At 72.7% G+C, this 24,793-nt stretch carries 27 protein-coding genes and 1 riboswitch; of the genes, 7 read left to right on the top strand and 20 right to left on the bottom strand.

Annotation, left to right across the window (positions count from 1 at the left end):
- Window positions 1-37: 37 nt before the first annotated feature.
- The 5 genes from ACFYON_RS04545 to mqnC form a co-directional block, all read right to left on the bottom strand.
- Window positions 38-1,312 carry a geranylgeranyl reductase family protein gene (locus ACFYON_RS04545; RefSeq protein WP_354867824.1) on the bottom strand — a complete coding sequence of 425 codons (1,275 nt, stop codon included), beginning with the start codon at window positions 1,310-1,312 and terminating at the stop codon, window positions 38-40.
- A gap of 134 nt (window positions 1,313-1,446) precedes the next feature.
- Window positions 1,447-1,665, bottom strand: a complete 219-nt coding sequence (locus ACFYON_RS04540) for a hypothetical protein (RefSeq protein ID WP_354867821.1) — start codon at window positions 1,663-1,665, stop codon at window positions 1,447-1,449.
- A 74-nt stretch (window positions 1,666-1,739) separates the two neighbouring features.
- Window positions 1,740-2,450, bottom strand: a complete 711-nt coding sequence (locus ACFYON_RS04535; RefSeq protein ID WP_354867819.1) for a demethylmenaquinone methyltransferase — start codon at window positions 2,448-2,450, stop codon at window positions 1,740-1,742.
- Window positions 2,451-2,548: 98 nt separating this feature from the next.
- Complete coding sequence (locus tag ACFYON_RS04530) at window positions 2,549-3,814, bottom strand: cell wall anchor protein (RefSeq protein WP_357708743.1); 1,266 nt, start codon at window positions 3,812-3,814, stop codon at window positions 2,549-2,551.
- Window positions 3,815-4,236: 422 nt separating this feature from the next.
- On the bottom strand, window positions 4,237-5,427 hold the full coding sequence (gene mqnC, locus ACFYON_RS04525; RefSeq protein ID WP_030500766.1) for a cyclic dehypoxanthinyl futalosine synthase: 1,191 nt from the start codon (window positions 5,425-5,427) through the stop codon (window positions 4,237-4,239).
- Window positions 5,428-5,538: 111 nt separating this feature from the next.
- Between mqnC and ACFYON_RS04520 the strand changes: the two genes are divergently transcribed.
- From ACFYON_RS04520 to ACFYON_RS04510, 3 genes are read left to right on the top strand one after another with little or no spacing between them, the layout of a single operon-like run.
- Window positions 5,539-5,703, top strand: a complete 165-nt coding sequence (locus tag ACFYON_RS04520; protein ID WP_354867813.1) for a hypothetical protein — start codon at window positions 5,539-5,541, stop codon at window positions 5,701-5,703.
- Window positions 5,703-6,467, top strand: coding sequence for an N-acetylmuramoyl-L-alanine amidase (locus ACFYON_RS04515; RefSeq protein WP_354867811.1), 765 nt, complete (start codon window positions 5,703-5,705; stop codon window positions 6,465-6,467). Before ACFYON_RS04520 ends, ACFYON_RS04515 begins: the two co-directional genes overlap by 1 nt.
- 56 nt (window positions 6,468-6,523) lie before the next feature.
- Complete coding sequence (locus ACFYON_RS04510) at window positions 6,524-7,177, top strand: hypothetical protein (RefSeq protein ID WP_354867808.1); 654 nt, start codon at window positions 6,524-6,526, stop codon at window positions 7,175-7,177.
- Window positions 7,178-7,204: 27 nt separating this feature from the next.
- Here the strand turns inward: ACFYON_RS04510 and paaE are convergent, their stop codons facing one another.
- The 5 genes from paaE to paaA are packed head-to-tail and all read right to left on the bottom strand — an operon-like array spanning window position 7,205 to window position 10,971.
- Window positions 7,205-8,317 carry a 1,2-phenylacetyl-CoA epoxidase subunit PaaE gene (gene paaE / locus ACFYON_RS04505; protein WP_354867806.1) on the bottom strand — a complete coding sequence of 371 codons (1,113 nt, stop codon included), beginning with the start codon at window positions 8,315-8,317 and terminating at the stop codon, window positions 7,205-7,207.
- Window positions 8,314-8,790 (bottom strand): 1,2-phenylacetyl-CoA epoxidase subunit PaaD, encoded by a 477-nt coding sequence (gene paaD / locus ACFYON_RS04500; protein ID WP_354867803.1) that lies wholly within the window; start codon window positions 8,788-8,790, stop codon window positions 8,314-8,316. Before paaD ends, paaE begins: the two co-directional genes overlap by 4 nt.
- On the bottom strand, window positions 8,787-9,509 hold the full coding sequence (gene paaC, locus ACFYON_RS04495; protein WP_354867801.1) for a 1,2-phenylacetyl-CoA epoxidase subunit PaaC: 723 nt from the start codon (window positions 9,507-9,509) through the stop codon (window positions 8,787-8,789). Before paaC ends, paaD begins: the two co-directional genes overlap by 4 nt.
- Window positions 9,506-9,850, bottom strand: a complete 345-nt coding sequence (gene paaB / locus ACFYON_RS04490) for a 1,2-phenylacetyl-CoA epoxidase subunit PaaB (RefSeq protein ID WP_387188874.1) — start codon at window positions 9,848-9,850, stop codon at window positions 9,506-9,508. The genes paaC and paaB overlap by 4 nt, the downstream gene beginning before the upstream one ends.
- Before the next feature lie 53 nt (window positions 9,851-9,903).
- Window positions 9,904-10,971 (bottom strand): 1,2-phenylacetyl-CoA epoxidase subunit PaaA, encoded by a 1,068-nt coding sequence (paaA, locus tag ACFYON_RS04485; RefSeq protein WP_354867799.1) that lies wholly within the window; start codon window positions 10,969-10,971, stop codon window positions 9,904-9,906.
- A 358-nt stretch (window positions 10,972-11,329) separates the two neighbouring features.
- Between paaA and ACFYON_RS04480 the strand changes: the two genes are divergently transcribed.
- A complete protein-coding gene (locus ACFYON_RS04480; RefSeq protein ID WP_354867797.1) occupies window positions 11,330-12,304 on the top strand; it encodes a hypothetical protein in 975 nt (324 codons plus the stop codon).
- Window positions 12,304-13,242, top strand: coding sequence for a hypothetical protein (locus tag ACFYON_RS04475; RefSeq protein ID WP_354867795.1), 939 nt, complete (start codon window positions 12,304-12,306; stop codon window positions 13,240-13,242). The genes ACFYON_RS04480 and ACFYON_RS04475 overlap by 1 nt, the downstream gene beginning before the upstream one ends.
- Before the next feature lie 7 nt (window positions 13,243-13,249).
- Here ACFYON_RS04475 and ACFYON_RS04470 read toward each other — a convergent pair whose 3' ends face one another.
- The 3 genes from ACFYON_RS04470 to ACFYON_RS04460 all read right to left on the bottom strand — a co-directional run bounded on the left by ACFYON_RS04470 (window position 13,250) and on the right by ACFYON_RS04460 (window position 16,052).
- A complete protein-coding gene (locus ACFYON_RS04470; protein WP_354867793.1) occupies window positions 13,250-14,101 on the bottom strand; it encodes a menaquinone biosynthesis protein in 852 nt (283 codons plus the stop codon).
- An 81-nt stretch (window positions 14,102-14,182) separates the two neighbouring features.
- On the bottom strand, window positions 14,183-15,430 hold the full coding sequence (locus ACFYON_RS04465; RefSeq protein WP_354867791.1) for an MFS transporter: 1,248 nt from the start codon (window positions 15,428-15,430) through the stop codon (window positions 14,183-14,185).
- Between the two features lie 40 nt (window positions 15,431-15,470).
- The gene (locus ACFYON_RS04460) at window positions 15,471-16,052 is read right to left on the bottom strand and encodes a winged helix-turn-helix domain-containing protein (protein WP_354867789.1); all 582 of its coding nucleotides are present in this window, start codon (window positions 16,050-16,052) and stop codon (window positions 15,471-15,473) included.
- Between the two features lie 267 nt (window positions 16,053-16,319).
- Between ACFYON_RS04460 and ACFYON_RS04455 the strand changes: the two genes are divergently transcribed.
- The gene (locus ACFYON_RS04455) at window positions 16,320-18,365 is read left to right on the top strand and encodes an AAA family ATPase (RefSeq protein ID WP_354867787.1); all 2,046 of its coding nucleotides are present in this window, start codon (window positions 16,320-16,322) and stop codon (window positions 18,363-18,365) included.
- 81 nt (window positions 18,366-18,446) lie between these two features.
- Here ACFYON_RS04455 and ACFYON_RS04450 read toward each other — a convergent pair whose 3' ends face one another.
- From ACFYON_RS04450 to ACFYON_RS04435, 4 genes are read right to left on the bottom strand one after another with little or no spacing between them, the layout of a single operon-like run.
- Complete coding sequence (locus ACFYON_RS04450) at window positions 18,447-19,046, bottom strand: hypothetical protein (RefSeq protein ID WP_354867785.1); 600 nt, start codon at window positions 19,044-19,046, stop codon at window positions 18,447-18,449.
- 4 nt (window positions 19,047-19,050) lie between these two features.
- Window positions 19,051-19,404 carry a YbaB/EbfC family nucleoid-associated protein gene (locus tag ACFYON_RS04445; RefSeq protein WP_354867783.1) on the bottom strand — a complete coding sequence of 118 codons (354 nt, stop codon included), beginning with the start codon at window positions 19,402-19,404 and terminating at the stop codon, window positions 19,051-19,053.
- Window positions 19,405-19,413: 9 nt separating this feature from the next.
- On the bottom strand, window positions 19,414-20,340 hold the full coding sequence (locus tag ACFYON_RS04440) for a WXG100 family type VII secretion target (protein WP_354867781.1): 927 nt from the start codon (window positions 20,338-20,340) through the stop codon (window positions 19,414-19,416).
- 11 nt (window positions 20,341-20,351) lie between these two features.
- Window positions 20,352-20,672, bottom strand: a complete 321-nt coding sequence (locus ACFYON_RS04435) for a type VII secretion target (protein WP_354867779.1) — start codon at window positions 20,670-20,672, stop codon at window positions 20,352-20,354.
- A gap of 221 nt (window positions 20,673-20,893) precedes the next feature.
- On the opposite strand from ACFYON_RS04435, the gene ACFYON_RS04430 reads away from it, so the two are divergent.
- Window positions 20,894-21,652, top strand: a complete 759-nt coding sequence (locus tag ACFYON_RS04430) for a VOC family protein (protein WP_357708727.1) — start codon at window positions 20,894-20,896, stop codon at window positions 21,650-21,652.
- 5 nt (window positions 21,653-21,657) lie between these two features.
- Here ACFYON_RS04430 and ACFYON_RS04425 read toward each other — a convergent pair whose 3' ends face one another.
- The 3 genes from ACFYON_RS04425 to ACFYON_RS04415 form a co-directional block, all read right to left on the bottom strand.
- A complete protein-coding gene (locus ACFYON_RS04425; RefSeq protein ID WP_357708724.1) occupies window positions 21,658-22,437 on the bottom strand; it encodes an ABC transporter ATP-binding protein in 780 nt (259 codons plus the stop codon).
- Complete coding sequence (locus tag ACFYON_RS04420; RefSeq protein WP_354868419.1) at window positions 22,434-23,510, bottom strand: iron ABC transporter permease; 1,077 nt, start codon at window positions 23,508-23,510, stop codon at window positions 22,434-22,436. The genes ACFYON_RS04425 and ACFYON_RS04420 overlap by 4 nt, the downstream gene beginning before the upstream one ends.
- Before the next feature lie 74 nt (window positions 23,511-23,584).
- Window positions 23,585-24,517, bottom strand: coding sequence for an ABC transporter substrate-binding protein (locus tag ACFYON_RS04415; RefSeq protein WP_354867772.1), 933 nt, complete (start codon window positions 24,515-24,517; stop codon window positions 23,585-23,587).
- Between the two features lie 107 nt (window positions 24,518-24,624).
- Window positions 24,625-24,718: riboswitch (cobalamin riboswitch) on the bottom strand.
- Window positions 24,719-24,793: the final 75 nt, after the last annotated feature.

Raw genomic sequence — 24,793 nt, 5'->3', positions numbered from 1 at the left:
CGGCCCGTGGGCGTTCGGCCTCGGGGCCGGTCGTCTCCTACACGGCCGGGGCCACCTTCGTCATCGCGTTGATGACCCGGTCCATCGCGTCCCCGCCGCGCGGGTCGGTCAGGTTGGCCAGCAGCTTGAGCACGAACCGCATGAGCATCGGGTGCGGCATGCCGTGCCTGGTCGCCATCCGCATGATCTCGGGGCGGCCGATGAGCTTCACGAAGACGCCGCCGAGCCGGTAGTAGCCGCCGAAGCGGGCCTTCAGCTCCTGCGGGTACGCCATCAGCGCCCGCTCGCGCTCCGCGCCGGCCGGGCGGGCGAGCGCCTGCACCAGGACCTCCGCGGCCATCTCGCCCGACTCCATCGCGTACGCGATGCCCTCGCCGTTGAACGGGTTGACCATGCCGCCGGAGTCGCCGACCAGCAGGACGCCGCGGGTGTAGTGCGGTACCCGGTTGAAGCCCATCGGCAGCGCGGCGCCGAGGGTCGGACCCTCCGCGTTGGACTCGTCGGTCATCCCCCAGTCCTCGGGGGTGTTCGCGAGCCAGTCGGTGAGCAGCTTGCGGTAGTTCGTCTTGCCGAACGCCGAGGAGGAGTTGAGGACGCCGAGGCCGACGTTCACCCGACCGTCGCCGAGGCCGAAGATCCAGCCGTAGCCGGGCAGCAGCGCGTCGCTGCCCTTGGCCCGCAGTTCCAGCCAGGACTCCAGGTAGTCGTCGTCGTGCTTGGCGGGCGAGCGGTAGTAGCGGCGGACCGCCACGCCGATCGGGCGGTCCTCCCGCTTGGCCAGCCCGAGGGCGAGCGGGAAGCGGCCGGAGACGCCGTCGGCGGCGACCACGAGCGGCGCGTGGAACGTGGCCGGTTCCTTGTCCGGGCCGACCTCGGCCTGCACGCCGATCACCCGGTCGTCGGCGTCGAGCACCGGCCCGAGGACGTTGACGTTGGTGCGCAGCTTCGCCCCGGCGGCGACCGCCCGCTGGGCGAGCAGGTCGTCGAAGTCGAGCCGGGTCCGCACCAGGCCGTAGTTGGGGAAGCTGGCCAGGTCGGGCCAGTCCAGTTCCAGGCGTACCCCGCCGCCGATCACGCGCAGGCCCTTGTTGTGCAGCCAGCCCGCCTCGGGCGAGGTGTCCACGCCCATCCGGATGAGCTGCCGCACCGCGCGGGGCGTGAGCCCGTCGCCGCAGACCTTCTCCCGGGGAAACTCCGTCTTCTCCAGCAGCAGCACGCGTACGCCGTGCCGCGCCAGGTGGTACGCCGTGGCCGATCCTCCGGGACCGGCGCCCACGACGATGACGTCGGCGTCGTTCTCCACCGCGGTCATCCGCGCCTCCTCCCGCATGCTCGTGAAATGCTTCACAAGCCGATCGGGTTGGAGTCTATGACCGCCGTTACACCAGTTCGCGCTGAGGGGGGCCTAACTTCGCGGAAACGCGCCGGTAAGAGCGTCGAGACCGGTCACGGGCGTGCCTGCGCGGCCGGTCCGAGCCCGGCGTCGAGGCGTATCGCGTCGGGCAGGTGGTCGCGCAACGCGCCACCGGCGGCCCGGTCCAGCGCGGCGAGCACCTCGGCGACGACCTGGCGGACATCGGCGGGATCCGCGCCGGCCAGCTCGCGGAGCTGCGCGATGAGCTCGGCGGCGTCGTCGTCGGTGGCGGCCTGGTCTGGTCCCCTCATGGAGGCGAGCCTACGGGACAAAGTAGACCAGAACTGGACATTCACGAAATGGCCGGCCAGCCTCGGCCGGACTGTCAGTTTCGGACTGCCCGGTGCAGCGCCACGACGCCGCCGGTCAGGTTGCGCCACGCCACCCGGCCCCAGCCGGCCGCCGCGATCCGCGCGGCCAGCGCCGCCTGGTCCGGCCAGGCCCGGATCGACTCGGCCAGGTAGACGTAGGCGTCCGGGTTGCTCGACACGGCGCGGGCCACCGCCGGCAACGACCGCATCAGGTACGACAGGTAGACGGTGCGGAACGCCGGGTTGACCGGCGTGCTGAACTCGCAGACCACCAGCCGGCCTCCCGGCCGGGTCACCCGGGCCAGCTCGGCCAGCGCCGCGTCGGTGTCGTTGACGTTGCGCAGCGCGAAGGAGATGGTCACCGCGTCGAAGCTGGCGTCGGCGAACGGCAACCGCAGGGCGTCCCCGGCCAGCAGCGGCACCGACGGACGGGTGCGCTTTCCGGCGTGCAGCATGCCCAGCGACAGGTCGGCGCCGACCGCGTACGCCCCGGAGTGGGCCAGTTCCTCGGTCGACACACCGGTGCCGGCGCCCACGTCCAGCACCCGGTCGCCCGGCCGCAGCCCGAGCGCCGCCCGGGTGGCCCGCCGCCACGACCGGTCCTGCCCGAAGGAGAGCACTGTGTTCGTCAGGTCGTAGCGGGCCGCGACGCCGTCGAACATCGCGGCTACCTCGTGCGGCTGCTTGTCCAGGCTGGCGCGCTGGCCCTGCGGGGTACGGCTCACCCCTCCACTCTGCCAGCCGCACGGCGCCCGGCTCCGCCCGGGTACGCGGCAGGGCGGGGTGGTCACCCACCCCGCCCTGCCGCGTATCGGTTCCCAGGTCAGTCGCCGGTGCGCTCCTCGCCCGGTGTGACCAGCACCACCTTGCGGCGGCGGGACAGCATCATCAGCGCCGCGCCGGCCGCGAGCACCGCCGCGCCGGTCCCGCCGATCAGGCCGATCTGCATACCGGTCACCGGCAGGCCACCGTCACCGGCGCCGCCACCCGTGCCACCACCGGCGGTCGGGGTCGGCACCGCCGTCGCGCCGCCGGTCGGCGTCGGCCCGGCCGTCGGCGACGACGTCGGCTGGGCGGTCGGCGACGGGCTCGGGGACGGGCTCGACGGCGGGCTCTGGTCGACGAAGACGTCGAACAGCGCGGTGTTGTCGAAGTCGTCGGTCTCGGTGAACGCGCGCCGCTGCGCCGAGCTGGCGACCCGCGGCTCCTCGTCGGCCGCCCCGGCCGCGGCGTCGAGGCCCTTGGCCCAGACGATCCCGGGCCGGAGCAGCTTCTCCGTCACGTCCGCGCCGACAGTCACCCGGATGTCGGCGGTGTAGTACTGGCCGGGCTTGAGCACCGCGCCCGCGTCCTCGCAGTGCGCGTTGAGGACACCGCCCAGGTTCTGCTCGACGCAGCCCTCGGGCAGCTTCGCGAAAGTGACGCCGGCCGGCAGTCCGATCCCGTACGCGATGCCGGTGGCGCGCTTGCTGCCGTCGTTGAACACGGCCCAGTCCAGCGGCGCGGTCGCGCCCGGCCGGACCGGGCGCAGGCCCGACTCGCTGGCGTCGTCGCCGTCGACCACCACGTCGGCGTACACGTCCTGCACCCACGTGGTGAGGTCGTAGCCCGGCTCGGCGACGGTGATGTCGTGGTCGATCTCGTCCAGCACCTTGGCGCTCCTGCCCGCGCTGATCGAGACCGTGAGCGTGCCGGCCGCACCCTTGCCACCCTTGGCGAACAGCGGGATGCCGAAGTCCTCGGAGGTGCCGGCGGGCAGGTCGCCGAGCAGGCAGGAGAAGGCGGTGCCCCGGATGTCGCAACCGGCCGGGACCAGCACGCCGACCTTGTCGGTCTTGAGTCCGTTCGTCTCGACGGTGACCCGGACGTCCTTCGCGTCCACGGTTCCGACGGTGTTGTTCACCTGGAACTTGAACGGCTTGGCCTTCGCCTCGCTGACGCCCTTGGCGACCTGGTAGCTGAGCGGGATGAGCTGGAGGTCGGCCTCGTCGGCGGCCTGCGCCGGGCCGGCGAGCGCGCCGAGACCGGCGGCGGAGAGCAGGGCCACGACGCCGGCGCGGGCCAGCGTGGACCGGTAGCGGAAGGTCATTGTTCTCCCGGGGATAGGGAGGCGTGATCACGCCGAACGAACGGACGGTACCGGAGCGACGCGTCGCCACGCCAGCACCGGTGGCGGAATTCCCATCGATCCCGGCAGACAGCAGGGGCGGGATGGTCACCCATCCCGCCCCTGCCGCGGTGCGTTATGTGAACGGCCCTCATGGGCCGATGGAGGACGACGGTCCCCGACGACGCCGCAAGCGTAGTGGCGTCGTCGGCTCACCGGGCCGCGCTCGCCCGGGTCGCCGCCGACCTGTTACCTGCCTGCTCGCGGCCCGGATCGGTGGTGTCGCGCGGGCAGGTTAGCCGCCGGTGATCACGCGGGTGAAGACCCCGCGCCGAAGCTTCACCGGAAACGGGGGGACCTCCGGCCGCACGACGGACACCGACCGGCCGAACGGCGGAACCGGGTCAGTTGACCTCGACCAGCGGCAGCGACTTCCCGGCCCCGCCGCCGGGCAGCGCGATCGACGAGAAGTGCGAGACCACGCGGTCGTCGCTCGGGTCGTCGGCGGGCGTGTGGTGCACCGCCAGCCGGTTGTAGAGCGTGTCCCGCTGGGCCGGGATCCGGTCGGCCGACCGGATCATGCCGATCAGCTCGTGCAGGTTGGACCGGTGCCGGGCGCCGGCCGAGGAGATGACGTTCTCCTCCAGCATGATCGAGCCGAGGTCGTCCACGCCCATGTGCAGCGCGAGCTGCCCGACGTCCTTGCCGGTGGTCAGCCAGGACGCCTGGAGGTGCGGCACCGTCTCGAAGAACAGGCGGGCCACCGCGACCAGTCGCAGGTATTCCAGCGTGGTCGCCTGGGTGCGGCCCTTCAGGTGGTTGTTCTCCGGCTGGTAGGTCCACGGGATGAAGGCGCGGAAACCGCCGGTGCGGTCCTGCACGTCGCGGATCATCCGCAGGTGCTCGATGCGCTCGGCGTTCGTCTCGCCGGTGCCCATCATCATGGTGGCCGTCGACTCCAGGCCCTGCCGGTGCGCCAGCTCCATGACCTCCAGCCAGCGGGCGCCGGACTCCTTCAGCGGCGCGATCGCCTTCCGCGGGCGGTCCGGCAGCATCTCCGCGCCGGCGCCGGCGATCGAGTCCAGGCCGGCGGCCTTGATCCGGGCGATGGCCTCGTCCAGGCTCACGCCGGAGACCTTCGCCATGTGCAGGATCTCGCTCGGGCCGATCGAGTGGATGGCGAGCTGCGGGTACGCCTTCTTGACCGAGGAGAACAGCTCCTCGTAGTACTCGACGCCGTAGTCCGGGTGGTGCCCGCCCTGGAGCATGACCTGGGTGGCGCCCAGCTCGACCGCCTCGCCGCAGCGGCGCAGGATCTCCTCGGTCGGGTGGGTCCAGCCCTCCTTGTGCTTGGGGGCCCGGTAGAACGCGCAGAACTTGCACGCCGTCACGCAGACGTTCGTGTAGTTGATGTTGCGGTCGATGAGGTACGTGACGATGTTGTCCGGGTAGCGGCGCCGCCGTACCGCGTCGGCCGCCTCGCCCAGCGCGTGGAAGGGCGCGTCGGTGTAGAGCAGCAGCGCCTCCTCGGGCGTGATCCGCCCGCCGTCAGCGCCGCGTTGCAGGATGTCGTCGATCTCCCGGTTCGCCGTCACACTCCGAGGGTACGCCGACCGCCCCGGGCACCACCTCGCCGACCCGGGGTGCGGCGGAGCCGGTGAGATCGGCGGGTGCCGGCAATCTCATAGATGGATTACGATCAATCGATGACCGACGAACCCGTACCCCGAGCAAGGCGCGCGTTACCCCGCCGCGCCTTGCTCGTCCTGGCTCCCCTCGCCGCCGGTGGAGTGGCCCTCGCCGCGGCCCCCCGCCCGGCCGCGGCGGCCACACCCGCACCGGAGTGCCTCGCCGACCTGCTGGAGAGCTGATGGCCACCATTCCGTGGCTTGCCGACGTGCTGCGCTCGGCCGGCGTCACAGTGGTGGAGGAGGGCAACTGGCTCGGCCGCGTCGCCGGCAGCTCGTTCAGCCCGATCGGTGTGCTCTGGCACCACACCGCCTCCACCTCCAGCGCGGCCAACCCGCACCCCGCGCTGGGCATCTGCATCAACGGCCGCTCCGACCTGCCCGGCCCGCTCTGCCACGCGCTCGTCGACTACCACGGTGTGTTCCACATCATCTCCGGCGGGCGGGCCAACCACGCCGGGAAGAGCCGCGGCAGCGGCCCGATCCCGGCCGGCGACGGCAACACGCTGATGGTCGGATGGGAGATCGACTACAACGGGGTCGACCAGCAGATGACCCCCGCGCAGTACTCCGCGTCGGTGCTCGCCACCGCCGCCGTGCTGCGCCGGCTGGGCCGCGACGCCTCCTATGCGCGCGGCCACCGGGAGACCAGCACCACCGGCAAGATCGATCCCTCCTTCATCGACCTCGACACGATGCGCTCCGACGTCGCCCGGCAGCTCACCGGGAACCCGCCCCTCGAACTCTGGAAGGACGACATGAAGCTCATCCAGTCCACCAACCGGGGCATCGCCCTGGTCGGCCCCGGCTACTTCCGCGTGCTCAACAACAACGAGGAGGTCTACGCCGCCGTCGCGCTCGTCGGCAATCCGCTCATCGGCAACGACCGCCAGTTCGACCTCTGGCGCAGCATCGCCTTCGACGGTCAGGTCAAAGCGCCGAGCTGACCCGCGCGCGGGCGACGGGCGCGAGGAATCTTGCGTCCGTCGCCTAGGCTCGCCGCGTGTTCGTCTCACCGCATCCGCCCGCCCCGGTAGCAGTGGCCGGTACCCGCCCCGCCCTCTGGTCCCTCGCGCTGACCGCGGTGGTAGCCGGCTTCGGTCTCGCCGTGATCGTGGTGAACACGCTCGTCAGCCACCTGACCGTCGGGCTGTCCCAGGCCGTGCCGATCTGCCTCGGGCTGGTCGGCTGCCTGGCCTTCGCCGTCGCCCTGCGCCTGCTGCACCGGGCCTGGTGGCTGGCCGTCCTGTCGGTGGTGCCGGCTCTCTTCGTGCTGGTGGGCAGTGTGCAGCTCGCCCCCGAGACGGTGCTGCGGGATCGGGGCGTCGCCCAGCAGGTCACCATCACCGACGTGCAGACGTCCGGCAAGCGGCACGAGTTCGCGCTCCAGGGCGACTCGGGTCCGCTCGACGAGCCGCTCGTCTACTCGGGCAGCTCTCCCGGTTACCAGGTCGGCCAGCGGCTGACCGTGCTCGTCGATCCGCAGGGGCAGGTGGAGCTGGCCGACGCCGAGAAGGTCGACGTCGCCGGCAAGCGGAGCATGCTCGTGCTCGGCGCGGTCGGCTGGACGCTGTTCGCGCTCCTCGCCGGCTGGCGCGGCCACGTCCGCCGGGCCCGGGCCCGGCGGGCCTCGGCGCCGCTGCCGCTGCCGTTCTGACCGCCGGGCACCGGCCCGCCGGTCAGCTCACGCGTCGTAGTCGACTGTCAGCTCGTCGGTGACCGGGCTGGACTGGCAGGTCAGCACGTAACCGGCGGTCACCTCGTCCGGCTCCAGGGCATAGTTGCGCGCCATCGTCACCTCGCCGGCTGTCACCTTCGCCCGGCAGGTCGAGCACACGCCGCCCTTGCAGGCGTACGGCAACTCGCCGCGCACCCGCAGCGCCGCGTCGAGCACCCGCTCGTCCCGGCCCATGGTGAAACTCGACGAGCGCCCGTCCAGCACGATCGTCACAGCGGTGCCGAATCCGGGCCGGTCGGCCTCGCGGCGGACCGGCTCCGGCGGCGCGTCGACGTGGAACAGCTCGGTGTGCACCGCCGCGTCCGGCACGCCGCGACCCGCCAGCACCGCCTTGGCGTCCACCACCATGCCGTACGGGCCGCAGAGGAACCACTCCTCGATCTCGTCACCCGGTACGACGGTGTCCAGCAGCCGGGTCAGCCGGTCGGCGTCGATCCGCCCCGACAGCAACGCCGACTCGCCCATCTCCCGGGACAGCACGTGCACCAGGTGCAGCCGGGTCGGATAGCGGTCCTTCAGGTCGGCCAGCTCCTCGGCGAACATCACCGAGTTCGCCGTGCGGTTGCCGTACACCAGCGTGAAGGTGCTGCGCGGCTCGGTCGCCAGCGCGGTCGCGGCCAGCCCGAGGACCGGGGTGATGCCGGAACCGGCGACCACCGCGCCGTACCGGCGGACGCGGCCCGGGGTGAACGCGGAGGTGAAGTGCCCCAGCGGCGGCAGCACCTCGACGGTGTCGCCGTCGCGCAGCGCGCCGCAGGCGTACGCGGAGAACGCCCCGCCCGGAACCTCACGCACCCCGATCCGCACCCGGCCGTGCCGGGCCAGCTCGTCGGGGGTCGAGCAGATCGAGTACGACCGCCGCACCTCCCCGCCGTCGGCGTCGGCCGGGCGGCGGACGGTGAGGTGCTGCCCGGCGGAGAACGCGAACGTCTCGCGCAGCTCCTCGGGCACGGCGAACGTGATCGACACCGAGTCGTCGGTGAGCCGGTCCACGGCGGCCACGGGCAACGGGTGGAAGACCGGCCGGCGGCGCACCGGCCGGGTGATGGTGACAGTCACAGCGCCTTCAGGTGGTCGAAGGGTTCGGAACAGGAGCGGCAGCGCCACAGCGCCTTGCACGCGGTGGAGCCGAAGCGGCTGATCTGGCTGGTCTCCGGCGACCCGCAGCGCGGGCAGCGTACGGCCAGGGTCAGCGGCACCACGGTGTCGTCGCCGCGCGGCGCGGGCGGGGCGATGCCGGCGGCGGCCAGCTTGGCCCGGCCGGCGTCGGAGATCCAGTCGGTGCTCCACGCCGGGTGGTAGACGGTACGGACCTCGGCGTCCGGATGCCCGGCGGCGGCCAGCGCCCGGCGGATGTCGGCCCGGATCACGTCCATGGCCGGGCAGCCGGTGTAGGTGGGGGTGATGGTGACGACGACCCGGCCGGTGTCCGGCTCCTCGTCGACCGCGCGCAGGATGCCCAGCTCGTCGATGGTGATGACCCGGATCTCCGGGTCCACCACCGCCGCCGCGGCGTCCCTTGCGTTCCTCACCACGCGGCTCCGGGGTGGGCGCGGTGCAGCACCTGCATCTCGGCGAGCAGGTAGGAGAGGTGTTCGGTGTGCAGGCCGTCCCGGCCGCCACCCGGCGTCCAGCCCGTCTCCGGGCGGGTGAGCGTGGCCTCGTCCAGGACCGCGGTCACCGTGGCGTCGAAGTCGGCCCGGAGGGTGGCCGGGTCGACCGGCGCCGCCGGGGCCGGGTCGAACAGCTCGTGGACGTACGGCCACACCTGGTCGACCGCGTCCTGCATGCGCCGGTGCGACTCCCCGGTGCCGTCGCCGAGCCGCTTCACCCACAGCGCGGCGTGGTCCAGGTGGTACGCCGACTCCTTGCGCGCCTTCGCCCCGACCGCCGCCAGCCGCTCGTCCGCGCAGCCGGCCAGCGCGGTGTAGAGCGGCACCTGGTACGCGGCCAGGAAGAACAGCTTCGCCATCGTCACGCCGAAGTCGCCGTTCGGCAGCTCGACCAACAGGCAGTTGCGGAACTCGCGGTCGTCGCGCAGGTAGGCCAGGGCGTCCTCGTCCCGGCCGGCGCCCTCCAGCTCGCCCGCGTACGTGAGCAGCAGCCGCGCCGCGCCGAGCTGGTCCAGGGCGATGTTCGCCAGCGCGATGTCCTCCTCCATCTCGGGAGCGCGGGAGGTCCACTCACCGAGGCGCTGCGCGGCGATGAGCGCGTCGTCGCCGACGGCGAGCGTGAAGTCGAAAAGGCTCACAGGTGGGCCGCCCCTTCGGGGACCTCGTAGAACGTCGGGTGGCGGTAGACCTTGTCGGCGGCCGGGTCGAAGAACGCGTCCTTCTCGTCGGGACTGGACGCGGTGATCGCGCTCGCCGGCACCACCCAGATGGAGACGCCCTCCTGACGGCGGGTGTAGAGATCCCGCGCGTTGCGCAGGGCCAGCTCGGCGTCGGGGGCGTGCAGGCTGCCGACGTGGGTGTGCGACAGGCCACGGCGGGCCCGCACGAACACCTCCCACAGGGGAGTGGACTGGCTGCTCATGCCGAGCCGACCGGGCATGCCCTCACGGCCCTCGCTTCGCTCGGTGCGTTCGCTCATGCCGAGCCGACCGGGCATGCCCTCACGGCCCTCGCTTCGCTCGGTGCGTTCGCTCATGCCGCGACCGGTTCCTTTCGCTCCGCCCGCTTCGCGGCGTACGCCGCGGCGGCCTCCCGTACCCACGCGCCGTCGGCGTGCGCCTTGCGCCGGTGCGCGAGGCGCTCCCTGTTGCACGGCCCGTTGCCCTTGATCACCCGCATCAGCTCGTCGTAGTCGGGCTGGGTGTAGTCGTACGCCTGGCGCTCGTCGTTCCAGCGCAGGTCCGGGTCGGGGAGGGTGAGGCCGAGCACCTCCGCCTGACCGACGCACATGTCGACGAAGCGCTGGCGCAGTTCGTCGTTGGAGAAGCGCTTGATCTTCCAGGCCATGGACTGGGCGCTGTGCGTCGAGTCGCCGTCGGGCGGGCCGAACATGGCCAGTGACGGGTACCACCAGCGGTCCACCGCGTCCTGGGCCATCGCCTTCTGCGCCGGGGTGCCGTGCGCCAGCGTGTGCAGGATCTCGTAGCCCTGCCGCTGGTGGAACGACTCCTCCTTGCAGACCCGGATCATCGCGCGGGCGTAGGGGCCGTAGGAGCAGCGGCACAGCGGCACCTGGTTGACGATCGCCGCGCCGTCCACCAGCCAGCCGATCGCGCCCACGTCGGCCCAGGTCAACGTCGGGTAGTTGAAGATCGAGCTGTACTTCTGCCGCCCGTCGAGCAGCAGCTCCACCAGCTCGTCGCGGCTGATCCCGAGCGTCTCCGCCGCGGCGTAGAGGTAGAGGCCGTGCCCGGCCTCGTCCTGCACCTTCGCGAGCAGGATCGCCTTGCGCTTGAGCGACGGCGCGCGGCTGATCCAGTTGCCCTCCGGCTGCATGCCGATGATCTCGGAGTGGGCGTGCTGGGCGATCTGCCGGATCAGCGTCCTGCGGTACGCCTCGGGCATCCAGTCGCGGGGTTCGATCTTCTGGTCCGCGCTGATCACGTCTGCGAAGTACGCCTCGACGTCCTCGTCGGGAGCCGCGCCGCCGCGCCGGGACCGCGCCGCCGCCTCGCGCAGCGCCGCCTCCGCGGCCTCCACCTCGCCGAGCAGGCCGCCGCCCGGAGCGTCCTCCGGCGGGGCGAAGTCGTTGCCATACATGAAGCCAGTGTTACAGCTCGGCACGAACCACACCAGGGGGTGTAACAGGTTTCGAGGATCGTCTCGCGTCACCGGGGGTGCGCGCGCCACCATCGGCCCAGGTCGCTGTGATGTCGATCACTCAGCTCCGGCTAAATCCCCCAAGGTAGGCAAAGTGGCTCAATATCCCGCCGACCCGGCAGAGTCACGGGTGTCGAGACCTGTCATCAGGACTGTCCGGAAGTAGACTTCCCCCCGGCAACCCGTTCGGCTCCATGATCGTCACCGTTCAGGCCATCGTCCCCCGGCCTGTCGGCGACCGGGCCGGACCCATGCGGAAGCGCCGGCCCCCCGGCCAGACATCTGGAGTTCACCACTCATGCGACCTCGCGTGACCATGGCGGTCGCCATCGTGGCGATCCTCATCGGTGGCGTCATGCTGGTGCCGGCCGCGTACGCCAAGTTCGGCGCCGGCGCGGGCGGCATCGGCGGCGGCGAGCAGGTCCCGGCACCGGCACCGACGGCGCCGGCTGCGCCGACGCTCAGCGACGCCCCGGTGTCGGTGAACTTCAAGGGCGAGTTCTTCTCCTGGGCCCTGATGGACCGCGAGACCGGCAGGGTCACCGGCGCGCAGAACATGAACCAGACCAGCTCCACCGAGTCGATGCTCAAGGCCTGGATCGTCGCGGACTACCTTCGCCAGCTCGGCGACAAGCAGCCGAGCGCCGGGCTCAAGAAGGCGGCGGTCCTGGCGATCCGGGACAGCGACGACGACGGCGCGAACGCCGTCTACCGGGCGGCGGGCGGCTCCTACAAGCCTCAGCCGGGCGGCCGGCCCGACCCGGTCATCGCCCGCGCGATCCGGATCTGCGGTCTGACCGACACCCGGCCCGGCACCGTGCCCGACTACAAGGGCTGGTGGAGCTTCACCGAGATGTCCCCCCGGGACGCGGCCCGCCTCGGTGACTGCATCGCCGACGGCCGCGCCGCCGGCCCCAAGTGGACCGAGTGGCTGCTCAGCGAGATGACAAAGGTCGCCGGCGGCGTCAACAAGCAGAGCACCCGATCCGGCGGCGGCCGGTGGGGCATCATCGACGGCCTGCCCGCGACGATCAAGGCGCAGGGTCCGGTACACATGAAGAACGGCTGGACGCAACTCGCCTACGACGGCAACTGGCACGTCAGCTGCCTGTCGTTCACCGACAAGTGGAGTCTCGCCGTGATGATGCGGTACCCGGGAAGCGCCGGCCTGCCGTACGGTGCGAAGATGTGCGCCGCCGTCGCCACCCAGCTCGTGACGCCGCAGCCCGGTGCGGCGCTCAAGGTGCCGCAGCAGCCGGTCGGGAAACTCTGATGGCCGGTGCCCGGCGCCGGCCCGGCAGCTATCGGCGCCCGCTCGCGTTCAGCGCCTTGGCTGTGGCCCTCGTCGGCCTGCTCGGCCTCTCCCTGCGTGTGATCCCCGGCTCACCGCTGGAGGCGACCGCGAACTCGCGCCCGGAGCCGACCAGCGAGCGGTCCGGCCAGCAGACCGTCGACCGCGGCGCGAAACCGCGGGTGGCCCCCTCACGGTCCCTCGAACCGCTGCCGTTCCAGGCGAAGAACCTGGACAGTCTCAAGATCAAGGGCTGGTACGGCTGGTCGGTGCTGGACAAGCGGACCGGGCAGATCATCGGCTCGTCGAACATGGGCGAGACGAGCACCACCGCGTCCCTGATCAAGTCCTGGGTGGTGGCCGACTACCTGCGCCTGAGCGCGGAGGACGGCAAGACGCCGAGCAAAGCGAAGCTGGCCGACGCCACGAAGATCATCCGGGACAGCGACAACACCCGTGCCCAGGAGTTCTACCGGAACGTCGGGGACTCCGACTCGATCGAGCGACTGATCTCGATCTGCAAGCTGACCGACAGCGAGGTCGCCGACGACGGCGGCTGGAGCCGTACGCAGCTCTCCCCCCGGGACACCGCCCGCCTCGGGCTCTGCATCGACGACGGCCGGGCCGCCGGGCCGAAGTGGACCAAGTGGCTGCTGAACGAGATGCGCCTGGTCCGCGCCCCCGGTGACTTCGGCATCCGCAAGGCGTTCCCCGCTGCCGAGCAGAAGAAGATCGCCATCAAGAACGGGTGGATCGACCGGCAGGAGGAAGAGGAGTACCACGTCAACTGCCTGGCCATCGGCGACACCTGGACGATGGGCGTGATGCTGCGCAGCCCGTTCGGCGTCGAGGGTGGCTGGGAGTACGGCATGGACGCCTGCGAACGGATCACCAAGGCGCTCATGCGCCCCGCCACCTGAGCCACGCTCAGCCCTGGAAGAACTCCGGGCCGCCGGCCGGCAGCGCCGGCACCTCCCCGTACGCGGCCGCCCGGCGGGCGAACTCGCGCAGCCCGGCCACCTGCCGCTCACCGAGCGAGAAGTCGAGCGCCCGGAAGTACGTGGCGAGCGTCGCCGCGTCGAACGTCTCCCAGCGGGCCGCCGCCTCCGCCACCTGGTCCAGTTCGGCCAGGCACAGGTCGCGCGAGCGCAGGAACGCCTCGTGCACCTCCTTGACCAGCCCCGGGTGGGCGGCGGCGAAATCGCGGCGTACCGCCCAGACGGCGAACACCATCGGCAGGCCGGTCCAGTCGTGCCACGCCTGCCCCAGGTCGGTCACCTCGAGACCCTTGGCCGGCGCCTCGTAGAGCGCGCGCAGCGCCACGTCGCCGATGAGCACTCCGGCGTCGGCCTCCAGCAGCATCTGGGTCAGGTCCGGCGGGCAGCGGAAGTACTCCGGGCGTACCCCGTGCCGCTCGGCGAGCAGCAACTGGGCCAGCAGCACCCCGGTGCGCGAGGTGGAGCCGAGGGCCACCCGGGCGCCGTCCAGCTCACCCAGGGGGCGGGTGGACACCACGTTCACCGAGAGCACCGGCCCGTCGCTGCCGACCGCCAGGTCGGGCAGGAGCAGCAGGTCGTCTGCGTGCTTGAGGAACTCCACGAGCGTGATCGGCCCGATGTCCAGGTCACCGGCGACCAGGGCGGCGCTCAGCCGGTCCGGCGAGTCCTTGTGCAGGTCGACGTCGATGAGCGCGCCGGATCGCATCAACCCCCAGTAGATGGGCAGGCAGTTGAGGAACTGGATGTGCCCCACCCGAGGGCGGGCGATGCGGTCGGCCATGCCCCGACCGTATCGCCGTGGCTCGCGCCGCGCCGCCGGGGGAGCCGATGGAGTGGTGAACTCCGCACCTGCGGCGGCGCCCTAACCGCCGGCCAAGGCGGCGGCCGGCGTGGCCGTGCGGGCGGCGGCCCGCTCGGCGCGTACCGCGCGTCGGACCGGCCAGGCCAGCGCCACCACCACGAGCAGGCCGGCCACGCCGCATCCGGCGACGAGCACGCGCGGACCGGCCACCTCCAGCAGCAGGCCACCGACCAGGTAGCCGCCCATCGCGGCGCCCTGGGCGGCCGCCCCGAAGACGGCGAACGCCCGGCCCCGGGCCGCGTCCGGCACCCGTCGCGCCAGCAGCAGGTTGTTGAAGACGTTGTCGCCACCGTTGCCCACGCCGCCCAGCAGCCAGATGGGCACGAGCAGCCAGGCCGAGGGCACCGCCGCCGAGACCAGCACCGCCAGACCGCAGCCGCCGAGCAGCACCAGCCCGGCCCCGAGCAGCGCGCCGTCGTCGGCGAGCCGGCGGGCGACGCGGGCGAACAGCCACGCGCCGAGCACGATGCCGAGCGTCCAGGAGCCGGTGACCAGCCCGTACACGGTGGCGCTGCTGCCGAGCGTCTCCCGGATGAAGAAGACCTCGATCACGTTCACCGCACCGACCGCGCCGATCACCGCGGCCACGCTGCCGACCATCACCGTCAGCAGCGGGTCGCGTCGGAACCGCCACGGGGGCGCCGCCGCGGCGGCGGTTACGGCGGCAGCCCGGCGGCCACCCCTGCGGGTACGCACGAGCAGCCCGGCCGCCACCAGCGAGAGATAGGTGAGCGCACCGAGGAGCAGCGGCACCCGGGTGCCGAACTGGCCGACCAGGAGCCCGGCCAGCGCCGGTCCGGCAAGCGCGCCGAGCGTGCCGGCGGTCTGGTTGAGCGCGCCGGCCCGGGGCAGGTCCTCCGGCCGCACCATGACCGGCACCAACGCGGAGATCACCGGCTGGGAGACCGCGAGACCCGTGGCGAGCAGTGCCACCAGGGCGATCACCAGCGCCGGGGCCGAGGCGTACGCGAGCGCCAGACAGGTCGCCCCCTGGCCGACCCCGGTGACGATCAGCAGCACCCGGCTGTCCACCCGGTCCGCGAGCCGGCCGGTCAGCGGCGCGAGCACCACGAGCGGCACCGTCGCGGCCAGCAGCAGCCCGGAGACGGCGAGGCCACCGGCGCCGGCGGACTGGAGCGCGAGCGTGAGAGCGCTGGTGACCAGGAAGTTCCCGCAACTGGAGAAGCCGCGCGCGGTGGCCGCGAACCAGACGTCCGGCCAGCGCGACTCGTCAGTTGTGAAGGACATACTTCGAAAGTAATCCTTCACAACTGACGCACGCAACCCCTCAATCGACAGGCATCGCCCGGTACTGCGTCGCCACCGGTCGCGCTCCGGCCGGCGGATCGGTCCGGGTTCGCCGCCGGTACGGCTCCATCAGCGCCTGGATCGCCTGGTTCAGCTCGGTCAGCTCCTCGGCGGTCATGAGCAGCATGCCGTCGCTGAACCAGGTCGCCGCGTACCACTCCGGCGACTCGTCGGGCGCGCGGCGCAACCAGTCCCGGACCCGCTCGGCGTCGCGGACCATGTGCGCCTCGACCAGGGCCGCCTCGGCGGCACGCGCCTCCGGGTCGGCGTCCGGCCCCACCTCGACGTGGTACGACGGATTCACCGCCTGCCAGAGCCGCTCGCGGGCGTCACCCCGGCCGGGCGCCTGCTGGACCAGCCCGAACTTCGCCAGCTCGCGCAGGTGGTAGCTGGTGGCGCTCGGCGACAGCCCGGCGATCTCGGCGCACTCGGTAGCCGTCGCACCGCCCTCCAGCGTGCCGAGATGTTCCATGATCGCCATGCGGGCCGGGTGAGCGAGCGCCCGCATCACCTGCGGGTCACTGATCGTCACCCGGCTCCTGCCGGGAAGCGCCTCGGTCATGCCTCAATGATCCCGCGCCCACACACGGCAGGTGCAGCCCGCCACCCGCCAGATCTTGGTACGGAACCGCCCCCATGAGGGCGAGTCCGTACCAAGATCGGCGCGGAGCCCGGAAATTCGGTGGCGTTGCCGGGCGGTGCTCCCGTAGCGTGGAGGGCCGCCCGACGGCCGCGGTGAGCATGCACCGCAGCGGACGTCCCCGCGCCGGGAGCAGGCCAACCGCCCCGGACACGCGAGCGAGCCTCAGTTGAGCCATCGGAGTTCACAGTGCCCGCAACCGACCTTGACGCCACACCCGGCCTCGACGCCGAACTGGCCGCCGAGCGCGCCCACCTCGACGCCTCCCGCGCCGCGCTGACCCGGATGCGGGAACGCGCCCAGGCGCTCTTCGCCACCGGCGACAAGGTGGCCGGTGACTCGTACACCGCCGAGCAGCTCGGCCGGCACATGGCCCGGCGGGTCAAGGAACTGGCCGACGACCCGAACACCCCGCTGTTCTTCGGCCGCCTGGACTTCGGCGGTGACGACCCGGACCACGCCGGGCGGGACTACCACGTCGGGCGGCGGCACGTCACCGACGAGCTGGGCGAGCCGCTGGTGCTGGACTGGCGTGCGCCGGTCTCCCGGTCGTTCTACCGGGCCAGCGCGCGCGACCCGCAGGGTGTCGCCGTACGCCGCCGGTTCGGGTTCAGCGCCGGGACGCTGACCAGCTTCGAGGACGAGCACCTGGACCGGGGCGAGGAACTCGGCACCGCCAGCCGCATCCTCACCGCCGAGATCGAGCGCCCCCGCGTCGGCCCGATGCGCGACATCGTCGCCACCATCCAGCCGGAGCAGGACGAGCTGGTCCGGGCCGACCTGGCCGACTCGATCTGCGTCCAGGGCGCCCCGGGCACCGGAAAGACAGCGGTCGGGCTGCACCGCGCCGCGTACCTGCTCTATCTGCACCGGGAACGGCTGCGCCGCTCCGGCGTGCTCATCGTCGGGCCGAACCGGGCGTTCCTGTCGTACATCGCGGCGGTGCTCCCCGCCCTCGGTGAGGTCGAGGTCGAGCAGGCCACTGTGGAGGACCTGGTCGTGCGGGTGCCGGTCCGCGCGGTCGACGACCCGGCCGCCGCCGCGCTCAAGCACGACGTCCGGATGGCCGAGGTGCTGCGGCGGGCGGTCGAGGCCCACATCGGTACGCCGACCGACCCGATCATGGTGTCGGACGGCTCGTACCGGTGGCGGATCGGGCTCGACCCGCTGCACCGGCTGGTCACCGAGACCCGCCGGGAGGGGTTGCCCTACGCGACCGGCCGGGAACGGGTCCGGGCGCGGGTGGTGGGGCTGCTGCAACGCCAGGCCGAGGCCCGCCGGGCGGAGTCACCGAGCGACGCCTGGCTGCGCCGGATGAGCCGGATCAAGCCGGTCACCGACCTGGTCGACGCGGTCTGGCCGGCGCTCACCCCGGACGGGCTGCTGCACCGGCTGCGTACCGACGCCGACGCGCTCGCCGCCGCCGCCGACGGCCTGCTCACGCCCGAGGAGCAGGAGCTGTTCCGGTCCGGCAAGGTGGGCCGTACCGCGAAGGCGACCCGGTGGACCGCCGCCGACGCGGTGCTCATCGACGAGGTCGCCGGGCTGCTGGAACGGCCCGCCGGCTTCGGGCACGTGGTGGTCGACGAGGCGCAGGACCTCTCCCCGATGCAGTGCCGGGCCATCGCCCGGCGCAGCGAGCACGGCTCGATCACGCTGCTCGGCGACCTGGCCCAGGGCACCGCGCCCTGGGCGGCGACGGACTGGCGGGAGTCCCTGGCCCACCTGGGCAAGCCGGACGCGGCGGTGGTGCCGCTGAGCGTCGGCTTCCGGGTGCCGGCCGCAGTGGTGGCGTTCGCGAACCGGCTGCTGCCGGCGCTCGCCGTCGACGTACCCCCGGCCCGTTCGCTGCGCAACGACGGCACGCTCGATGTGCGTACCGCCGAGGACCTGACGGCCGCGACGGTGGCGGAGGTGCGGGTGGCGCTCGCGCACGACGGCTCGGTCGGTGTGATCGCCGCCGACGACGCTGTCGACCGGCTCCGCGCGGCGCTCGCCGACGCGGGCGTCGAGACCGCGACCGCCGACGACGTCGAGGCCGCGGCGCGCGTCACAGTGGTCCCGGCGACGCTGGTGAAGGGCCTGGAGTACGACCACGTGGTGGTCGTCGAGCCGGCCGCGATCGTGGCCGCCGAGCCGCGCGGGCTGCACCGCCTCTACGTGGTGCTGACCCGGGCGGTCTCCCGCCTGGCCGTGCTACACCGCGAGCCGCTGCCCGCGCCGCTGACGGCCTGACGCGGGCGGCCGGCGCGCTGAGGCGGGCCGGCCGGCGCGCTGACGCGGGCGACCGGCCGTGGCGCCGTGGAGCGGGCGTGGTCAGGCGGTCAGCGCGGCGGCGACCTCGCGCAGCGGTCGACCCGACTCGGCGATCGGCACGGTGAACGACAGCCAGGAACCGTCGGTGAAGTCGATCCGCAGCCGCTTCGGGTTGAGCCGGTGCCAGCCCACCCGCGCGGAGGCGATCTCCGCCCGGGTGGCCGACCACGCCACGGCGGTCTCGGCCAGCGCGCGTTCCTCGGCTTCGCGACCGGCCAGCAACTTGACCCCGCCGGTACGGCAGACCACCAGCCGCCGGTCGGTGACCGCGAGCAGCGTCTCCCGGACCTGGAGGTCGGGCCGGGGCGGGCGGAGCGCGCGATGCAGGCGGGAGGCGGCCGAGCCGGGGGCGCCTCGCCCGGCGATCCCCCAGCCGATCAGGTCGACCAGGCGGTCGCCACGGTCCCAGGTGGCCAGTGGCAGCAGGACGTTGAGCAGCACCGAGCCGACCGTCCGCCGGCTCGGCTCGGCGGTGGGCTCCGGCTCGGGCGGCGGTGCCGGGGCGAGCCCCTGGCCGACGTCGGCCTTGGCGTGGGCCAGGACGCGCTCGCCCGGCTCGACGAGCCGGCCGATCCGGTCGCGGTATCTGGTCTCGTCCATCGGCTCAGTATCGGTCGTGGCCGTGACCGTCGTCGGCGCGGCGCTCCGCCGCGGGGGCGTTGCCCATCACCTCGCCGACGATCTCGCGTACCCGGGCGGCGGCGGCCTCCTGCGCCCGGTTCGCCGCCGCGGTGATCTCCTCGGCGAGCGTGTACGAGTCGAAGCGCATGGCCCGGGCGTTGATGTCGGTGGAGAGGATCTTGCCGTCGGCGGCGGCCACGACAGTGACCAGGCCGGAGTCGCTCACCCCCTCGGCGCTGCTCTGCTCCAGCTCGGCCATCCGCGCGCCGAGTTCACGCTGCCACCCGTCCAGGTTGCGGGCCAGCGCCTCGATCCGGTCCAGGGCCGGGAACGTCATTGCTGCCTCTCAGTTCACGATCGAGTCGAACACGTTCTGCACGCTCTTGCTGTACGGGCCGAGATCCTCGCGGTACGTGCCGTCCACCAGGTAGTTGCGGTCCTTGCGCCCGTCGGAGACGTCGTGCAGGCCCATACCGGTGTCGAGCAGGGCGCCGCCCATGCCGGGGATGTTCACCGGGGAGGTCTGGTTGATGGCGAACTTGCCCGGGAAGAGGACGGCGGCGCGTTCGACCTTGAAGGCGAGCGCCGCCTTCGTGTAGCCGGACTTGTTGAACGCGCTGTACGCCTTCTTGGCCCGGCGCAGCTCCATCACCACCTTGGCGTAGTGCTCGATCAGGTTGGCGACCTTCTGGAGCTTGGTGGCGAGCTTCGTGAGGATCTCCGCGAACCGTGCCACGATCTTGACCATGCGGCCGACGGTGGTGGCGAGCCGCGCCAGCACCCGCACCACAGTGGCGGCCAGGCTCACCCCGGCGCTCAGCACCGCCGCCACCGCGGCGATGATGACCTCGGTCAGGAACCAGAGCAAGAACTCCAGGATCAGCTCGACCAGCAGGTTGAACGCGTCCACCGCCGCGTTCGCGGAGTCGACCAGCACCTCCTTGGTGCCGTCCAGCCCCTCTGCGAGATCCTCCATCGCCGCCTCGATCGACTCCATCGAGGCGTGGAACTTCTCCGCCGCGTCGCCGTCCCAGGCGCCGCGCAGCCGGGCCCGGTCGGCGACCTGGTCACCGGCGATCCGCCGGACCGCCTCTCCGGTGGTCATCGCGAGCTGGGCCGCCCGCATCAGGTCGTCCGGCTCACCGGCGACCAGCTCCAGGAGCTGCTCGAACGGCCACAGCACCGCGTTCGACAGCGGCTTGAACGGGTCGGGCGTGCCCGACACGATCTGCTCGAAGTAGGTCTTGTTGCGCTGGAGCGCCTCGGTGCTCATCCCCGCTCCCCTCAGCCGCCGGCGGTGAACATGGTGTCGTTCGCCAAGTCGGTGTCGTCGTAGGCGGCGGCGGTCTCGGCGAGCCCCACGGCGATCGTCAGCATGGTCTCGGCGCCGTCCGCCAGCCCTTGCAGGCACGCCTCGAACTGCTGCTCGTACGCGGCGGCGAGGCTGAACGACGCGGGCATCACGCCGAAGGAGTGCCGGGCCACGTGGCCGTCGCGGAACGCCCGCTCCAGCTCGCGGAACCGGGACGTCCGGTCCCGGGAGGCGGCGGCGAACGCCCTCAGCGCCTCCGGCTGGACGTCGAGATTCCTGCTCGGACTGGTCACGGACCCTCCCCAGTGTCCGGTTGGAACTTCCACCGTCGTCGACGGCGCCACCAGACTAGGGGATGCCGGCTACCCGGTCAGGGGATGCCGCCGCCGGCGCACGCCCGGCAGTCGGGGGATGCACAGACCTTTTGTCCGGTTCCGGCCCGGGGACCGGCCCGGCGGTGCCACGATGCCGACAGGGCGGGCCAGCGGAGCCGCCCCCGGCGAGAGGGGTCACCGTGAACGGCGTCGAGCCCGGCACGCCCTGCTGGACCGACCTGGCCACGCCCGGGCTGGACGACGCACGCCGGTTCTACCCCGAGCTGTTCGGCTGGACCGGGCAGGTCTCCCCCGAGCCGGACGCCGACGGCTACACCGTCTTCCGCAAGGACGGCAAGGCGGTCGCCGGGGCCGGTCCGCCCGCCACGCCGGACCAGGTGCCGGTCTGGTCGATGTACGTGGCGACCGACGACGCCGACCTGGTCGCGACCCGGGTGGAGGCGGCCGGCGGGCAGGTGGTGGTCTCCCCGTTCGACGTCTCCACACAGGGCCGGATGGCGGTCCTCGCCGACCCGGCGGGCGCCGTGTTCAGTGTCTGGCAGCCGATGGCGATGCGCGGGGCCGAACTGTTCAACGCACCCGGCGCGATGTGCTGGAACGAACTGGTCACCCCCGATCCGGAGAGCGCCAAGGAGTTCTACGCGCTGGTCTTCGGCTGGCACCCGGAGGAGCGTCCCGCCGGACCGGTGGCGTACACCGGGTGGCGCTGCGGCGCCCGCATCGTCGCCGGCATGGTGCCCCGGGCCGAGCCGCTACCCGAAGACCTGCCCGCGTACTGGGCGGTCTACTTCGCGGTGGAGGACAGCGACGCGACCGCCGCGCGGGCCGCCGAGCTGGGCGGCACCATCCTCGTCCCGCCGCGTGACAACCCGGCCGGCCGCAGCGCCGCCCTGCGCGACCCGTCCGGCGCCCTCTTCTCCGTCTCCACCCTCCGCTGATCCGGTCAGGTCGGGCGGACGGGGACCACCAGGGGGCCGTGGTCGCCGGGGATCACCCGGATGCGGGCGCGGTAGTGGCGGGCCAGCAGGTCCTCGGTGAGCACCTCCTCCGGCGGCCCGGCAGCGGCCACCCGGCCGTCGGCGAGCAGGACCAGGCGGTCGGCGTACTCGCCCGCGATGGAGAGGTCGTGCATGGTGGCGAGCACTGTGAGGCCATGCTCGCAGCGGAGCTGGTCGACGAGTTCGAGCACCTCCTGCTGGTGCCCGATGTCCAGCGCGCTCGTCGGCTCGTCGAGCAGCAGCAGGGTGGCGCCCTGGGCCAGCGCCCGGGCCAGGAAGACGCGCTGCCGCTCGCCACCGGAGAGCGTCGCCAGCTCGCGGTGCGCGAACGGGCCCAGGTCGAGCCGGTCCAACACCTCGTGCACGGCGGCCAGGTCGGCGGCGGACTCGCGGCCCAGCGGCGGGATGTACGGGGTACGCCCGAGCAGCGCGTAGTCGAACACCGACATGCCGATCGGTACGACCGGGGACTGCGCCACGGTGGCCACGATCCGGGCGCGGTCGCGGCGGCGCAGCGCGCCGATCGGCGTACCGAAGAGTGCGACCTCGCCCGGGCCGGTCAGCAGGCCGCCGACGGCGCGCAACAGGGTCGACTTGCCGGCGCCGTTGGGTCCGATCACGGTGACCCACTCGCCCGCCGTGACGGTGAGGTCGACGCCGGCCAGGACCGGGCTGCCGCCGAGGGTGACGCGCAGGTCGTGGACGCGCACGGCGGGGGCGTTCACATCGCCACCCGGCGGGCCGTCCGCAGGACAAGCACGAAGAACGGGCCGCCGAGCAGCGCGGTGACCACGCCGATCGGGATCTCGGCGGGGGCGGCGGCGGTCCGGGCGACCACGTCGGTCAGCGCGAGGAAAGCGCCGCCGAACAGCATCGACAGCGGCAGGACCACCCGGTGGCTGGAACCGAAGAGCAGCCGCATGGTGTGCGGCACGATGATGCCGACGAAGCCGATCAGCCCGGACGCGGACACGGCTGCGGCGGTACCCAGTGACGCGGCGGCGATCAGCAGGTAGCGGGACCGCTGCGGGTGCAGGCCGAGACCGGCTGCCTCGTCGTCGCCGACGGAGAGCACGTCCAGCTCGCGCCGATGCAGCAGCACCACCACGGCGGTGAGCACGAAGTACGGCAGGACCAGCCACACGTCGTGCCAGCCGGCGGTGGCCAGCCGCCCGAGCAGCCAGGAGTAGACCTGCTGGATGTTGTCGGAGTGCTGTTGCAGCAGGTACGTCTGCCCAGCGGCGAAGAACGCGGACACCGCCACGCCGGCCAGGATCAGCGTGGCGGGCGACCGGTCCCGCCCGCCGGCCGCGCCGAGCAGGTACGTCAGCATCACCGCGCCGAGCGACCCGACGAACGCGGCGAGCGGGATGGTGATCGGCAGCCCGGTCAGCGCGCCGCCCGCACCGGCGCCGAGGACGATCGCCGCGGTGACCGCGAACCCGGCGCCGGCCGCCACGCCCAGCAGGTACGGGTCGGCCAGCGGGTTACGGAAGACGCCCTGGTAGCAGCCGCCGGCCAGGGCCAGGAGCGCGCCGACGAGCAGCCCGAGCACGACCCGGGGCAGCCGCAGTTCGGTGATGATCGCGATTTCCCGCTCGGTGAGCCCGCTGTCCAGGCGTACCCCGGGCAGCAGGTTGAGCAGTTCGGCCGCGACGCTGCCGGGCGGCAGGCTGACCGGCCCGAGGGAGACGCCCGCGACCAGCGCGACGAACACCGCCACGACACCGGCGAACAGCCAGCGTTTGCGCAGCCCGGCGGGCCGGATCGGGGCACCGGCCGTGCGGCGCCCGGTCAACCGGGGACCCGGCCGGGACGCCCGGGGCGTGCCGGCCGGGTTCGGGGCGGAGTCCGCCTGTCGGAGGGCCACGGTCAGGCCGGGACCTTGGCGGTGGCGTCCACGATCACCTTGAGCAGGTCGACCACGCGCGGGCCCCAGCGCGAGGCGATGTCGTCGTCCAGCTCCACGATCTGGTTGTTCTTCACGGCGGTGATGCCGGACCAGCCGCTGCGTGCCTTCACCGTGTCGGCGCTCTGCTTGCAGCACTTGGTGTCGGAGAGGAAGACGAAGTCGGGGTTCGCCTTGACGATGACCTCCTGGGAGAGCTGCGGGTAGCCGCCGTTCTTCCCGTCGGCGTCGGACGCGTCGGCGATGTTCTCCAGGCCGGCGAGCGCGTAGATGGTGCCGATGAAGGTCTTGCTGGTCGCGCTGTACAGCTCCGGGCCCAGCTCGTGGTAGTAGGTCAGCTTCTCCGTACGCTTCGGCAGGTCCTTGGTCAGCGCGGTGATGTCGTCCTTCATCTTCTGCACCACGGCGTCCGCCTCGGCGCGGTGGCCGGTGAGCGTGCCCAGGTCGGTGAGCTGCCGGTACGTGTCGTCGAGCGTGGTCGCGGCGGGAACCTGGAGGACCGGGATCTTCAGCGCGACGAGCTGGTCGGCGATCTTGTTGAGGTTGTCGGAGATCACCACCAGGTCGGGGTTGCGGGACGCGACCGCCTCGGCGTTCGGCTGGTAACCGGACAGGTCGGTGCGGGGCGCCTCGGGCGGGTAGTCCGACTGGTCGTCGACGGCGGTGACCTGCTTTCCGGCGCCGATGGCGAACAGCATCTCGGTGGAGGTCGGCGCGAGCGAGACGATCTTCTCGGGCCGCTTCTCCAGCGTCAGCCTGCCGACGGTGGCCGGGAACGCGCCGCCGGAGGCGCCGGCGGCCGGGGTGTCGGTCGAGGTCTTCTCGGCGCAGCCGCCGAGGAGCAGCGCGCCGGCCGCGAGCGCGGCGGCGAAGAGCTGGGGGGTACGTCGGGACATGGAACCTCCTGTCGGTCGAGGAGTGTGGTGCTTCGCCGACAGGAAGAGAGGCCCGTCCGCGAGGCGCCCTTCCTCGAGAGCGCGTGTCGCGACCGGGCCGCAGGCGACCTGGCTCGTCCCACGTCCGTCGGCGCCGGCGGAAGGCCGACGCCGCGCGTACGGGGCATCACAGTTGCGGGACAGCGCCGGTTTCACACCGGCTTCGCTGTGGCACGGTCGATGCCACGGTAGCGCACGACCAGCGGAGATCGTCCGGACGGTGGGGGTGGGCGGGAA

The sequence above is a fragment of the Micromonospora sp. NPDC005686 genome (genome assembly GCF_042871665.1).
Taxonomy (GTDB): Bacteria; Actinomycetota; Actinomycetes; order Mycobacteriales; family Micromonosporaceae; genus Micromonospora.
Note: the sequence above shows the minus strand (reverse complement) of the source record. Positions and strands in the feature narration are given on the sequence as shown.

Coding starts and splice junctions, on each gene's coding strand:
- ACFYON_RS04415 (WP_354867772.1), bottom strand. CDS start 24,517: ATGTCCCGACGTACCCCCCAGCTCTTCGCCGCCGCGCTCGCGGCCGGC.
- ACFYON_RS04465 (WP_354867791.1), bottom strand. CDS start 15,430: ATGTCCTTCACAACTGACGAGTCGCGCTGGCCGGACGTCTGGTTCGCG.
- ACFYON_RS04545 (WP_354867824.1), bottom strand. CDS start 1,312: ATGACCGCGGTGGAGAACGACGCCGACGTCATCGTCGTGGGCGCCGGT.
- ACFYON_RS04475 (WP_354867795.1), top strand. CDS start 12,304: ATGGCCGGTGCCCGGCGCCGGCCCGGCAGCTATCGGCGCCCGCTCGCG.
- ACFYON_RS04440 (WP_354867781.1), bottom strand. CDS start 20,340: ATGAGCACCGAGGCGCTCCAGCGCAACAAGACCTACTTCGAGCAGATC.
- paaB (WP_387188874.1), bottom strand. CDS start 9,850: ATGAGCGAACGCACCGAGCGAAGCGAGGGCCGTGAGGGCATGCCCGGT.
- ACFYON_RS04515 (WP_354867811.1), top strand. CDS start 5,703: ATGGCCACCATTCCGTGGCTTGCCGACGTGCTGCGCTCGGCCGGCGTC.
- paaA (WP_354867799.1), bottom strand. CDS start 10,971: ATGTATGGCAACGACTTCGCCCCGCCGGAGGACGCTCCGGGCGGCGGC.
- ACFYON_RS04540 (WP_354867821.1), bottom strand. CDS start 1,665: ATGAGGGGACCAGACCAGGCCGCCACCGACGACGACGCCGCCGAGCTC.
- ACFYON_RS04520 (WP_354867813.1), top strand. CDS start 5,539: ATGACCGACGAACCCGTACCCCGAGCAAGGCGCGCGTTACCCCGCCGC.
- ACFYON_RS04460 (WP_354867789.1), bottom strand. CDS start 16,052: ATGACCGAGGCGCTTCCCGGCAGGAGCCGGGTGACGATCAGTGACCCG.
- ACFYON_RS04530 (WP_357708743.1), bottom strand. CDS start 3,814: ATGACCTTCCGCTACCGGTCCACGCTGGCCCGCGCCGGCGTCGTGGCC.
- ACFYON_RS04480 (WP_354867797.1), top strand. CDS start 11,330: ATGCGACCTCGCGTGACCATGGCGGTCGCCATCGTGGCGATCCTCATC.
- ACFYON_RS04450 (WP_354867785.1), bottom strand. CDS start 19,046: ATGGACGAGACCAGATACCGCGACCGGATCGGCCGGCTCGTCGAGCCG.
- ACFYON_RS04445 (WP_354867783.1), bottom strand. CDS start 19,404: ATGACGTTCCCGGCCCTGGACCGGATCGAGGCGCTGGCCCGCAACCTG.
- ACFYON_RS04470 (WP_354867793.1), bottom strand. CDS start 14,101: ATGGCCGACCGCATCGCCCGCCCTCGGGTGGGGCACATCCAGTTCCTC.